Origin of the sequence: Pseudomonas sp. FP2294, assembly GCF_030687625.1 — a bacterium.
In the GTDB taxonomy this organism is placed as follows: Bacteria; Pseudomonadota; Gammaproteobacteria; order Pseudomonadales; family Pseudomonadaceae; genus Aquipseudomonas; species Aquipseudomonas shahriarae.
On the sequence record NZ_CP117441.1, the window covers coordinates 3,297,088 to 3,309,690 of the forward strand.

Genomic DNA, 12,603 nt, shown 5'->3' on the forward strand with positions numbered 1-12,603 from the left:
CAGACACACTGCTACCGTGCGCCACAATCCGTTGCGGTCCATCCCATTTGGGTGCGTTACCTGTGAATTCTCACAGTAGACCGTCCGGCCCACCCGACTTAGGGTTTGGCCAAGTGCCTACAAGGAGACTGTCATGGGACCGATCAACACGGTGATCGACGACGCACAGGCGTATAGACGTGCGCTGCAGACGCCCCGCACGGTGTTTATGCTGTTTGTATCGCCCCAGTGCGCGGCGTGCGGCGCGGCCAAGCCACTGTTCAGCAAAGTGGCCGGTCGCTATCGACGCCAGGCGGCGCTTTATGTACTGGACACCAGCCAGACCCCACGGCATCCCGAGGTGACCGGCACGCCGACGCTGCTGATCTTGAAAAACGGCAGGCTGGTAGAGAAGCTCAAGGGGTTCGGCCCCTGGGAGACCCAGGAGCAGACCCTGAAAAGAACCTTCGAGCGGCACACCCGGGGTGTGCCGACCAAACGGGCAAAGCCCCGTTAACCCAGCGCGACAGGGATCAGCAGTACCTGCGTCACCCGCCGCTCCTCCACCGCCGCCACGGTCAGGCGCCAGCCTTCGTATTCCAGGCTGTCACCGACCACTGGCAGGCGATCCAACAGGCTCATGACCAGGCCGGCGAGGGTCTGGTAATCCTCGGTGGCCACAGCCTTGAACCCGGTGCGCTGGCGAATCAGGTTCAGGTTCAACGCACCATTGGCGCGATAACCGCCCTGCTCTTCGACGATGTCCGGACCTTCGACTTCACTGGCATCGGGCAACTCACCGGCGATGGACTCAAGGATGTCGGTCATGCTCAACACCCCCATGAAATCGCCAAATTCGTTGATCACAAAGGCAATGTGCGTCGACTCCTGGCGCATCTGCTCCAGGGCGTTGAGGATCGAGAAGCTGTCCAGCAGGTTGATCGCCCGCCGCGCCAGGTGTTCCAGGTTCGGCTCATTGCCGGCCAGGTACTCCTTGAGCAACTCCTTCTTATGCACGAAGCCCAGGGGCTCATCCACCGCGCCGTTACGGATCAACGGCAAGCGCGAGTAGGACGAGTGCATCAGTTTCAGGCGGATCGTCTCAGGGTCGTCGGCCAAGTCGATGTAGTCGACATTCGCCCGCGGGGTCATCAAGGTGCGGATCGGCCGCTCGGCCAGTTGCAGCACACCACTGATCATGATCCGTTCGCGACGGTCGAACAGCGGGCCTTGATGGTCCTGCGAGTCGCCCAACAGGTCCGTAACGTCCTCACCCACTTCTTCCACCGCCAGGCTGCGACCGCCCAGCAGACGCATCACCGCATGAGCAGTGCGCTCACGGATCGGCCGCAGGCCTTGCGCCGACTTCTTGCGGCGCGCCCGGGCGATCTGGTTGAACACCTCGATCAGGATCGAGAAGCCGATGGCCGCGTACAGGTAGCCTTTCGGGATGTGGAAGCCCAGACCTTCGGCGGTCAGGGCGAAACCGATCATCATCAAGAAGCCCAGGCACAGCATGATCACCGTCGGGTGCGCATTGACGAAGCGAGTCAGCGGCTTGCTGGCCACGATCATTACGCCGATGGACACGATTACCGCGATCATCATCACCGCCAGCTCGTCAACCATGCCGACCGCAGTAATCACCGCGTCGAGGGAGAACACAGCGTCCAGCACCACGATCTGCGCCACAATCGGCCAGAACATCGCGTAGGCGGCATTGCCGGTGCGCTCGGTGACATGCCCTTCGAGCCGCTCATGCAACTCCATGGTGGCCTTGAACAACAGGAACACACCACCAAACAGCATGATCAGGTCACGTCCGGAGAAGCTCTTGTCGAACACCTCGAACAACGGCTGGGTCAGGGTCACCAACCAGGAAATACTCGCCAACAGGCCCAGGCGCATGATCAACGCCAGGGACAGGCCGATCAACCGCGCACGGTCACGCTGCTCCGGTGGCAGCTTGTCCGCCAGGATCGCGATAAACACCAGGTTGTCTATACCCAGTACCAGTTCCAACACAATCAAGGTCAACAGGCCGAGCCAGGCCGTTGGATCCGCTAACCATTCCATATAGAAGTCTCTGTCTCTTTATTGATTTTCAGAATGCCGGGCACAACAAAACGCGGTCCGATGACCGGGAAAAGGTTAGCAGCCTAAATAGAGGATGTTTCAGCGGGAACGTCGGCAGTAGCGGTCTTGGAGAAAGACGACTGGGGGGCTCCGAGAGGGTGTTCATGCAAATCCTGCAGTGAGAAAAGGACGTTAATCCTACATGAAAAATACAAATTCCCTACAATTTAAAACCATTACAAGATCTGTAAAAGCCGCCCCTCGAAAGCCTGTGCCGTGGTCTTGCGTGGTGGCTTGTGTGGGAGCTGGCTTGCCTGCGATGCAGGCACCTCGGTGTATCAGTTAGATCGAGGCGATGCTATCGCAGGCAAGCCAGCTCCCACACAAGCCAGCCCCCCCCACACGCCAGTGCCCATATTTTGAGAGGCGACAGGTCAGGTTTTGCGGGTAGCGTCGTCCAGCGCCAGGATGGTGTGGGCATTGGTTACCGTGGTCGCCAGCGTATTGATCACCCCCGAGCGCAACGCCCCCAGGGTCGCCGCCGCCTTGGTGTTTTCACTGGCAATCGCCACCACATCGGGAATGCGGAATAACTCCTGCACCGTCAAGCCGATCACCCGCCCCTGGATGGCGTTGACCGCCGGCTGGCCATGAATGTCGATAAAGTCGTAACCCATCATGTCACCCACCGTGCCGGACAAGCGCGCCTGGGCGATTTCCTGGGGTGAGAACCAGCCCATGCGCACCATATTGCTGTTCTCGCTCATGTCGCCGATGCCGATCAGCGCCATATCGGCGCGCCGTGCGCGGTCGAGGGTGGAGCGTACGGTGTCGTTGCTGATCAACACGCTGCGCAGTTCCGGGTTGGCCACCAGCGCCGGGGCGTACAGGCTTTCGCTCTCGCCGCCAAAACGCAGGGCCAGGCGTCGGCAGATATGGTCGGGGTTCATGTATTCGCCCGCCTTGAGCGAACCGCCAATGGCGCAGACAAATGTGCAGTTGCGCGTCACCGGCAAAAACACGTTATCGGCTACCGCCCCCACATTGCGCCCCATGCCCACAGCGACAATCATGCCGTCGCCCAGGGTCTTGTTCAGGTAGTTGGCCACCAGGCTGGCCACGGCGGAGCGCTGGGTGTCGGCGTCACTGTGATCGACCGCGATCAACGCACGGTCCAGCTGGAAGCGCTCCACCAACGCCTGTTCCAATTCGTTGTTCATCGCCGGATGCTGCAGTACCCGCACCTCGACAATCCCTTCATCGCGCGCACGCTTGAGCAGCCGGCTGACTTTGGCCCGGGACAGGTCAAAGCGCTTGGCGATGGCTTCCTGAGTGACGTTCTCAAGGTAATAGAGCATCGCCACTTCGGTCATCAGATCGATATCGCTGGCGGTGCGCAGGGTACTGTCACTCATGGGGACGGGCTTCCGTTTCGGCGTCAAAGGCGCATTCTCCCGACTCTTGCCCCGCTACGTCCACTACTGATGCCCATCACGCTCAATGGCGTTGATGCGCTCGACCTTGGCCCCGGAACGCGCCGCCTCGAACTCCGAGGCCAGAAACGCGGTGACGATGCTCTTGGCCAGCTCCGCCCCCACCACCCGTGCACCGATGGACAGGATCTGCGCATCGTTGCTCTTGCGCGCCCGCTCCGCCGAATAGGTGTCATGGGCCTGAGCCGCGCGAATACCCAAGACTTTATTGGCCGAGATGGCCATGCCGATGCCCGTGCCACACACCAGCACTCCCAGGCGCTGCTGCCCGCCGTTGATGGCCGTGGCCACCGCCAGCGCAATATCCGGGTACAGCACCGGCGCCGTGGAATGGGTACCAAAGTCGGTCACCGGATACCCCAGCGTCTCGATATGGCGCTTCAACAGCTCCTTGAGCTCAAAACCCGCTTCGTCACATCCGATAGCCACCGGAAAAGGTGTGTTCATGGCATTAGGCTCCGCTGCCGTGGTGAAACTTAAGACTGATCATATGATCACTCAGTGAAATTTCGATCAGGCATTTCTCGGATATTCCCTCGCAACTGTCAAGCACGTTTTAACTGACCTTCCAGTCAAACCCCTCTAAAACGCCAAAAATTAAGAAATTGCCGGCGATTACAAGTTTCCAGTGAAAGAGATTGACTGATCAGAATTTCATTTGGTACACATATGATCACGCAGCAACACGACTGTGTACCTAATAAGAATTCACAGCACGAGGACACGCCGATGGCCACGCCATTACTGCTCCAGGCTGAACACGTCGCCAAGGCCTACGCCGGCATCCCTGCCCTGCGTGACGGCCGCCTCTCGCTGCGGGCCGGTAGCGTGCACGCCCTGTGCGGCGGCAATGGCGCGGGCAAATCCACCTTCCTCAGTATCTTGATGGGCATCACCCAGCGTGATGCCGGCAACATCCTGCTCAATGGCGCTCCCGTACATTTCAATCGTCCCAGCGAAGCGCTGGCGGCGGGGGTCGCGATGATCACCCAGGAGCTGGAACCGATCCCCTACATGAGCGTCGCCGAAAACATCTGGCTGGGCCGCGAACCACGGCGCGCCGGCTGCATCGTCGACAGCAAGGAACTGCACCGGCGTACCCGCGAGCTCCTGGAAAGCCTGGAGTTCGAGGTCGACGCCAGCGCCCCCATGCATCGCCTGAGCGTGGCGCAGATCCAACTGGTGGAGATCGCCAAGGCGTTCAGCCATGACTGCCAGGTGATGATCATGGACGAGCCCACGTCCGCCATCGGCGAGCGCGAAGCCGAAACCCTGTTCAAGGCCATCCGCCGCCTCACCGCCCGTGGCGCCGGGATCGTGTATGTGTCCCATCGCCTCAGCGAGCTTGCGCAGATAGCCGACGACTACAGCATCTTCCGCGATGGCGCCTTCGTCGAAAGCGGGCGCATGGCCGATATCGACCGCGCCCACCTGGTGCGCGGCATCGTCGGCCAGGAATTGACGCGCATCGACCACAAGGTCTGCCGCGAAAGCGCCGCCGACTGCTGCCTGGACGTCCAGGGCCTGAGCCGCAGCGGCGAGTTCCAGGACATCAGCCTGCAAGTGCGCCAGGGCGAAATCCTCGGCATCTACGGGCTGATGGGCTCGGGGCGCAGCGAGTTCCTCAACTGCATCTATGGCCTGACCACCCCGGACGCTGGCAGCGTCACCCTGCAAGGCAAGCCGATGCCCATCGGCCTGCCCAAGGCGACCATCCGCGCCGGCATGTCCCTGGTCACCGAAGACCGCAAGGAAAGCGGCCTGGTACTCAGCTCCAGCATCCTCTCGAACATCGCGCTGTCGGCGTACAAGCAACTGTCGAGTTGGTCGTTGATCAATGCGCGCAAGGAAACCCAACTGGCCGAGGACATGGTCAAGCGCCTGCAGATCAAGACCACCTCCCTCGATCTGCCAGTGGCGTCCATGAGCGGCGGCAACCAGCAAAAGGTAGTGCTCGCCAAATGCCTGTCGACCCAACCGGTGTGCCTGCTGTGCGATGAACCGACCCGGGGCATCGACGAAGGTGCCAAGCAGGAGATCTATCACTTGCTCGACCAGTTCGTGCGCGCCGGTGGCGCGGCCATCGTGGTGTCGTCCGAAGCCCCGGAACTGCTGCACCTGAGTGACCGTATCGCGGTCTTCAAGGGCGGCCGGCTGGTGACTATCAGCAGCGACACCGCTCTTTCCCAGGAAGCCTTGTTGAGTCTTGCCTCATGAATGCCAAAACCCTTGCCACGCCACTGACCCCCCCCGCGCGCAGCCGTCTGCGCCTTTCCCTCGACCGCTTTGGCCTGCCACTGGTGTTTATCCTGCTGTGCGTGGTCATGGCGTTTTCCAGCGAATACTTCATGACCTGGCGCAACTGGATGGACATCCTGCGCCAGACCTCGATCAACGGCATCCTGGCAGTGGGCATGACCTACGTGATCCTGACCAAGGGCATCGACCTGTCGGTAGGTTCGATCCTCGCCTTCGCCGGGCTGTGCAGCGCCCTGGTCGCGACCCAGGGCTACGGACTGCTCGCCGCCGTCAGTGCCGGGATGTTCGCCGGAGCGATGCTGGGGATGGTCAACGGCTTCATGGTGGCCAACCTGTCGATCCCGCCTTTTGTTGCCACGCTGGGCATGCTGAGTGTGGCCCGGGGCATGACCTTTATCCTCAACGACGGCAGCCCGGTCACCGATCTGCCGGACGCCTACCTGGCCCTGGGCATCGGCAAGCTCGGGCCGATTGGCATACCGGTCATTATCTTTGCGGTGGTCGCGCTGATCTTCTGGATGGTGCTGCGCTACACCACCTACGGGCGCTATGTGTACGCGGTGGGCGGCAACGAAAAAAGCGCACGCACCTCGGGGATCGGTGTGCGCAAGGTGACGTTCTCGGTGTACGTGGTCTCGGGCTTGCTCGCCGGCCTGGCGGGCGTGGTGCTGTCCGCGCGCACCACCTCCGCCCTGCCCCAGGCCGGCATGTCCTATGAGCTGGATGCGATTGCCGCCGTGGTGATCGGCGGCACCAGCCTGTCCGGCGGCGTCGGCACCATCGTCGGCACGCTGTTCGGCGCCCTGCTGATCGGGGTGATCAACAACGGCCTGAACCTGCTTGGCGTGTCCTCCTATTACCAGCAGGTCGCCAAGGGCTTGATCATCGTACTCGCGGTGTTGATTGACGTGTGGCGCAAGAAAAAACGCTAGTCGCTTTTGCTCTGAACCGAACTGAACGACCACAACAATAAACGGGGTTCTCATTATGAAATTCGCTACATCGTTTGCCGCCGTGGCGGCCCTCTCCCTGCTCGCCAGCAGCATCACCCTGGCCGCCGATGGCAAGACCTACAAAATCGGCGCCGCCGTATACGGGCTCAAGGGCCAGTTCATGCAGAACTGGGTGCGCGAGCTGAAGGAGCATCCGGCGGTCAAGGATGGCACCGTGCAGTTGACTGTCTTCGACGGCAACTATGACGCGCTGACCCAGAACAACCAGATCGAAAACATGGTCACCCAGCGCTACGACGCGATCCTCTTCGTGCCCATCGACACCAAGGCCGGTGTCGGCACGGTGAAGCAGGCAATGTCCAATGATGTGGTGGTGATCGCCTCCAACACCAAGGTCGCCGACGCCAGCGTGCCGTACGTGGGCAACGACGATGTCGAGGGTGGTCGCCTGCAGGCCCAGGCCATGGTCGACAAACTCCAGGGCAAGGGCAATGTGGTGATCATCCAGGGCCCGATTGGCCAGTCGGCGCAGATCGACCGGGAAAAAGGCGAGCTGGAAGTGCTGGGCAAACACCCCGGGATCAAGATCATCGAGAAGAAGACTGCCAACTGGGACCGCGCCCAGGCCCTGACCCTGACTGAAGACTGGCTGAACGCCCACCCCAAGGGCATCAATGGGGTGATCGCGCAAAACGACGACATGGCCCTCGGCGCCGTGCAGGCCCTCAAGTCCCATGGACTGACCTCCAAGGAGGTGCCTGTCACCTCCATCGACGGCATGCCGGACGCGATTCAGGCAGCGAAACGAGATGAAGTCACCACCTTCCTGCAAGACGCCCAGGCCCAGTCCCAGGGCGCACTGGACGTAGCCCTGCGGCAACTGGCGGGCGAAGACTACAAGCCCAAGTCGGTGATTTGGGAGCGCTATGCCAAGGACGTGAAATGGGCCGACGGCACCGCGAAGAACTACATCCTGCCGTGGGTGCCGGTCACCAATGCCAATGCGGATGCGCTGTACCAGCAGGTCAGCGGCACTAAATAGCAACGCGGTCAATGTGGAAGCTGGCTTGCCTGCGATTGCCTCACCTCGGAATCCCTGACAGACCGAGATGCGCGCATCGCAGGCAAGCCAGCTCCCACATCCGATCTCCACTGTTTTTGAGAATGGAGTTAAACCAATGTCTGGATTCTGGAACCAAGCCTTCGACCTCAGCGGCCGCTGCGCCGTGATCACCGGTGGGGCTGCGGGGATTGGTCTGGCATGTGCCAGCCTGCTGGTGGAGCGTGGCGCGCGTGTGGCGCTGCTCGACCGCGATCCGGCCGTGGTGGAAGTAGCCGCCAGCCTCGGTGCCGGGCATCTTGGCCTGGCCGTCGACCTGCGCCAGCTCGATCAGGTGCAGAGCAGCATCGACTACATGTTCGCGCACTTCAAACGTCTGGATTATCTGATCAACAGCGCCGGCGTGGTGATGCTGGACAAGGCCATCGACGTCAGCGAAAACGCCTGGGACATCACCCTGGATATCAACCTCAAGGCCAGTTTTTTCGTGGCCCAGGCCTGCGCCCGGCACATGCTCGCCCAGGGCAGCGGGCGCATCGTCAACCTGGCGTCCCAGGCGGCGGTGATCGGCCTGGATCGGCATGTGGCCTATTGCGCGAGCAAGGCCGCGATTGTCGGCATGACCAAGGTCCTGGCCATGGAATGGGCGCCGCACATTAATGTAAATGCCATCTCCCCCACCATCGTCGAGACCGCCCTGGGCAAAAAAGCCTGGGCCGGCGAAGTGGGCGAACGGGCCAAATTGCAGATCCCGGCGGGCCGTTTTGCCCAGCCGGATGAAATCGCCGGGCTGGCGTTGTACCTGCTCAGCGACGCAGCCCAGATGATCACCGGCGCCAATATGGTGATCGACGGCGGCTACAGCATTCAGTAATCCTTCTATTCGTCGTGAGGTTTGTCATGTCCATCGCTACCGAACGTACCGCCGAACACCTCCACCCAGTGATCCCCAAGACCATGCAGGCCGTGGTCTGCCATGGCCCGGAAGACTATCGCCTGGAAACCGTCGATGTACCGACGCCAGGCCCCGACGAGATCCTGACCAAGGTCGAGCTGTGCGGCATCTGCATGGGCGATATCAAGACCTATCGCGGCGCGCCGTCGTTCTGGGGCGACGCCGAGCAGCCGCGCTACGTCAAGCCGCCGATGATTCCCGGGCATGAGTTTGTGTGCCGCGTGGTCGCCCTGGGCCCAGGCGCTGAAAAGCGCGGGGTGAAGGTCGGCGACCGGGTGATTTCCGAGCAGATCGTGCCCTGCTGGGGCTGCCGTTTCTGCAACCACGGCCAGTACTGGATGTGCCAGAAGCACGACCTCTATGGCTTCCAGAACAACGTACAGGGCGCCATGGCCCAGTACATGATTTTCACCAAGGAAGGCATCATCCACCAGGTGCCGGACTCCATCGCGCCGGACGAAGCGATCCTGATCGAGCCGCTGGCCTGCTCGCTGCACGCGGCGGAACGGGCCAATGTGGATTTCGACGATGTGGTGGTCGTGGCCGGCGCCGGCACCCTCGGCCTGGGGATCATCGGCGCGGTGCGCATGCGCAACCCCAAACGCCTGATCGTGCTCGACATGAAACCCGAACGCGCCGAACTGGCCCTGCGCATGGGCGCCGACGAAGTCTGGAACCCGGCCGAGGTTGATGTACTGGCGAAAATCCGCGAAATCACCGACGGCTATGGCTGCGATATCTATATCGAAGCCACCGGGCACCACAAAGCGGTGAACCAGGGCCTGGCGATGCTGCGCAAGCTGGGGCGTTTCGTCGAATTCAGCGTGTTCAACGACGAGGCCACGGTAGATTGGTCGATCATCGGCGACCGCAAGGAGCTGGACGTACTCGGCTCGCACCTGGGCCCGTACATGTACCCACGGGCCATCGACTTTATCGGCAAGCGCAAGATCGACATGCGCGACGTGGTGACCCACAAGTTTGCGCTGGCGGATTTCAAGGAGGCGTTTGCGGTAATGGAGCGCGGGGACAAGTCCTTGAAGGTCGTGCTCGAGCCCTGAACCCAACACATATCCAAATGTGGAAGCGGGCCTGCCCGCTCCCACACTTGAACGACTGCGCCCAAGACAACAAGAACAGGAACCCGCGTTATGAATCGAGTCATCAACGATCCGGACCAAGTGGTCGAGGACATGCTGCGCGGCATTCTGGTCGCCCATCCCGAGCTGCGCCAATGCGACAGCAACCCCCGCGTGATCAGCAAGGCCAAGCCTTCCGGCCCAGGCCGCGTGGGCATCGTCACCGGCGGCGGTTCCGGCCATGAGCCGGCGTTTCTCGGCTACGTCGGCCCCGGCCTGGTGGACGCGGTGGCCGTCGGCGAAATCTTCTCGTCGCCCACCGCCAAGAGTTTCTTCGACGCGTTTCGTGTCGCCGATCACGGCGCCGGCGTGGCCTGTCTGTACGGCAACTATGCCGGCGACAATATGAACGTGAAGCTGGCGATGAAAATGGCCGCCAGCAAGGACATGCAGATCCGCACCGTGGTCGCCAACGATGACGTGGCGTCGGCACCCAAGGCCGATATCGCCAAGCGCCGCGGGGTCGCCGGGGAAATCTTCATGTGGAAGATCGGCGGGGCCGCCGCCGCGCAGCACTATGACCTGGATGGAGTGATCCGCGTCGCACAGAAGGCGGTCGATCACTGCCGCTCCATCGGCATCGGCCTGACGCCCTGCACCATTGCCGCGGTGGGCAAGCCGAACTTCCAGATCCCGGACGGCCAGATGGAGTTGGGGATCGGCCACCACGGCGAACCCGGGATCGAGGTGATCCCGATCGAGTCTGCAGCGGCCATGGCTGAACGCATGCTGGCACCGATTCTCGCCGACCGCGATTTCAGCCAGGATGACAGCGTGGTGGTGCTGGTCTCGGGCCTGGGCGCGACGCCGGTAATGGAGCTGTACATCTTTTACGCCGAAGTCGAAAGCCAGCTCAAGGCCAAGGGCCTGAAGATCCATCGCTGCTACGTCGGCAACTACTTCACTTCCCTGGAAATGATGGGCGTGACCCTGACCCTGCTGGGCCTGGATGCCGAACTGAAAACCCTGATCGACCAACCTTGCCGCTCCATCGGCATGACCCAGGCGGAATAGACCATGAGCCAGCATTTTTCTACCCACGACGGCAGTGCGATTGTCACCGACCTGGTCAGCGTGATCGTCGCCAACCGTGAATACCTCAGCGAAGTCGATGGCGCGATTGGCGATGGCGACCACGGCATCAACATGGCCAAGGGCTTCGCCCATTGCGGCCGCACCCTCGAAGGCCGGCAACTGACCCTGGCCGAGGCCCTGGATGAACTGACCCTGAGCCTGATGGAAGGCATCGGCGGCTCCATGGGCCCGCTGTATGGCAGCCTGTTTATCGGCATGGCCGATGAAGTGCGCGGCAGCGAAAATATCGACGCCGCGACCTTCGCCCATCTACTGCGCGGCGGCCTCACCTCCCTGCAGGACATCACCGAAGCCGGCGTCGGCGATAAGTGCCTGATGGACACCCTGATCCCGGCGGTGGAGGCGTTTGAGCAGGCACAGGCGGCGAGTGCGTCCTTCAGCGACGCCCTGGACGCGATGAAAAGCGCCGCCTCCCAGGGCCGCGACTCGACCAAGGACCTGGTGGCCAAGATCGGCCGGGCCAGCCGTTTGGGCGAACGCTCGCTGGGGGTGCTGGATGCGGGGGCGGTGTCATGCTGCCTGATCCTCACGCAGCTGGCAGACTCGATACAGCCCCGCCTGACCCGGTAGGTGCCAGTTGCTACGGGGTGGGGTTGTGTTTGATGTGCTGGATATACCGCGCCACCGCCGGGGCTTTTTCAAAGCGCCGGTAGATCAGCGACAGCCACGACGACGCATCGCTGCCCTGGAGGGTGCGGTAGTGCACACCCGGCAAGCTGACATGCCCCACCACCGACTCCGGCACCACCGCCACGCCCTGCCCCAGGGATACCAGGGCAATCACCGCCACCAGGCCTCCCGGCTGCGGCCCCAGGCGCGGGGCATACCCGCCTTGCGCGGCCACCTGCAAGGTGCCGCTGATTTGCTCGGGCAGGATGAAGGTCTCGTTCTGCAAATGCTCGCAGGTGATCGCCTTCAAGCCCAGCAGCCACGAGCCCTGTGGCAGCGCCAGGACAAACCCCTCACTGCCCAGGCGTAGGGCCTCCACGCCGTCGGGCAGGGTCATGGGTGAGCGAATGTAGCCAATGTCGTAGCGCCCTTCGGCCACCAGCCCCGGCAACAGGGCCATGGGGCTTTCCCGCACGCTGAGGCTGACATCGGCAAACTCCGCGCAAAACCCCTGCACCTGGCGTTGCAACACGCCGGAATACACCGCCGACGCCACATAGCCCAACTCGATATGGCCGATCTCGCCACGCCCGGCGCGCTGGGCATTGCGCTGGGCGAACTCGAACTGGCGCACGGTGGCTTCAGCTTCACCCAGCAACGCGCTGCCCGCCTCGGTCAGGCTGACATCCCGCTGACGCCGGATAAACAGGCGGGTACCCAGGGCGCGCTCCATATCCTGGATCTGTCGGCTCAAGGTGGGTGGGGCAATATCCAGTTGCTCGGCGGCCCGCGTGAAGTTGCGGTGCCGGGCAACGGCCAGGAAGTAGCGGAAATGACGTATTTCCATCACAGGATTAGCTCAAAGGTAATGATGTGCTTCGCCTCGGCTAACAGAATCACTGGGCGCCGACGATAAGCTCACAGAACACCCACAGTAGAGAGTCCACCTGATGCCCGTCAAATCCGTCTTTCCTGTTGCCTGCCA

12 protein-coding genes are annotated in these 12,603 nt (G+C 62.1%); 8 read left to right on the forward strand and 4 right to left on the reverse strand.

Annotated elements, in window-relative coordinates:
* The first annotated feature begins 133 nt into the window (after positions 1–133).
* On the forward strand, positions 134–496 hold the full coding sequence (locus PSH73_RS14550; RefSeq protein ID WP_057959245.1) for a co-chaperone YbbN: 363 nt from the start codon (positions 134–136) through the stop codon (positions 494–496).
* On the opposite strand, the gene PSH73_RS14555 is transcribed toward PSH73_RS14550, so the two are convergent.
* The 3 genes from PSH73_RS14555 to rpiB all read right to left on the reverse strand — a co-directional run bounded on the left by PSH73_RS14555 (position 493) and on the right by rpiB (position 3,995).
* Positions 493–2,055, reverse strand: a complete 1,563-nt coding sequence (locus tag PSH73_RS14555; protein ID WP_057959244.1) for a TerC family protein — start codon at positions 2,053–2,055, stop codon at positions 493–495. The genes PSH73_RS14550 and PSH73_RS14555 overlap by 4 nt on opposite strands.
* Positions 2,056–2,489: 434 nt before the next feature.
* Positions 2,490–3,470, reverse strand: a complete 981-nt coding sequence (locus PSH73_RS14560) for a sugar-binding transcriptional regulator (RefSeq protein ID WP_029293725.1) — start codon at positions 3,468–3,470, stop codon at positions 2,490–2,492.
* A gap of 63 nt (positions 3,471–3,533) precedes the next feature.
* Positions 3,534–3,995 (reverse strand): ribose 5-phosphate isomerase B, encoded by a 462-nt coding sequence (rpiB, locus tag PSH73_RS14565; protein WP_057959243.1) that lies wholly within the window; start codon positions 3,993–3,995, stop codon positions 3,534–3,536.
* A 282-nt stretch (positions 3,996–4,277) separates the two neighbouring features.
* Here rpiB and PSH73_RS14570 point away from each other — a divergent pair, with 282 nt between their 5' ends.
* The 7 genes from PSH73_RS14570 (at position 4,278) to dhaL (ending at position 11,579) form a co-directional block, all read left to right on the forward strand.
* Complete coding sequence (locus PSH73_RS14570; protein ID WP_305460805.1) at positions 4,278–5,765, forward strand: sugar ABC transporter ATP-binding protein; 1,488 nt, start codon at positions 4,278–4,280, stop codon at positions 5,763–5,765.
* The gene (locus tag PSH73_RS14575; protein WP_057959242.1) at positions 5,762–6,739 is read left to right on the forward strand and encodes an ABC transporter permease; all 978 of its coding nucleotides are present in this window, start codon (positions 5,762–5,764) and stop codon (positions 6,737–6,739) included. Before PSH73_RS14570 ends, PSH73_RS14575 begins: the two co-directional genes overlap by 4 nt.
* 55 nt (positions 6,740–6,794) lie before the next feature.
* Positions 6,795–7,802, forward strand: a complete 1,008-nt coding sequence (locus tag PSH73_RS14580; protein ID WP_057959241.1) for a substrate-binding domain-containing protein — start codon at positions 6,795–6,797, stop codon at positions 7,800–7,802.
* Positions 7,803–7,938: 136 nt separating this feature from the next.
* Positions 7,939–8,694, forward strand: a complete 756-nt coding sequence (locus PSH73_RS14585) for an SDR family oxidoreductase (RefSeq protein ID WP_198817458.1) — start codon at positions 7,939–7,941, stop codon at positions 8,692–8,694.
* A 26-nt stretch (positions 8,695–8,720) separates the two neighbouring features.
* Positions 8,721–9,836, forward strand: coding sequence for an alcohol dehydrogenase catalytic domain-containing protein (locus PSH73_RS14590; RefSeq protein ID WP_057959239.1), 1,116 nt, complete (start codon positions 8,721–8,723; stop codon positions 9,834–9,836).
* Between the two features lie 90 nt (positions 9,837–9,926).
* Positions 9,927–10,928 carry a dihydroxyacetone kinase subunit DhaK gene (locus tag PSH73_RS14595; protein ID WP_057440830.1) on the forward strand — a complete coding sequence of 334 codons (1,002 nt, stop codon included), beginning with the start codon at positions 9,927–9,929 and terminating at the stop codon, positions 10,926–10,928.
* Positions 10,929–10,931: 3 nt separating this feature from the next.
* Complete coding sequence (gene dhaL / locus PSH73_RS14600; RefSeq protein WP_057440828.1) at positions 10,932–11,579, forward strand: dihydroxyacetone kinase subunit DhaL; 648 nt, start codon at positions 10,932–10,934, stop codon at positions 11,577–11,579.
* A 10-nt stretch (positions 11,580–11,589) separates the two neighbouring features.
* Here dhaL and PSH73_RS14605 read toward each other — a convergent pair whose 3' ends face one another.
* Positions 11,590–12,465, reverse strand: coding sequence for a LysR family transcriptional regulator (locus tag PSH73_RS14605; protein ID WP_057959238.1), 876 nt, complete (start codon positions 12,463–12,465; stop codon positions 11,590–11,592).
* Positions 12,466–12,603: the final 138 nt, after the last annotated feature.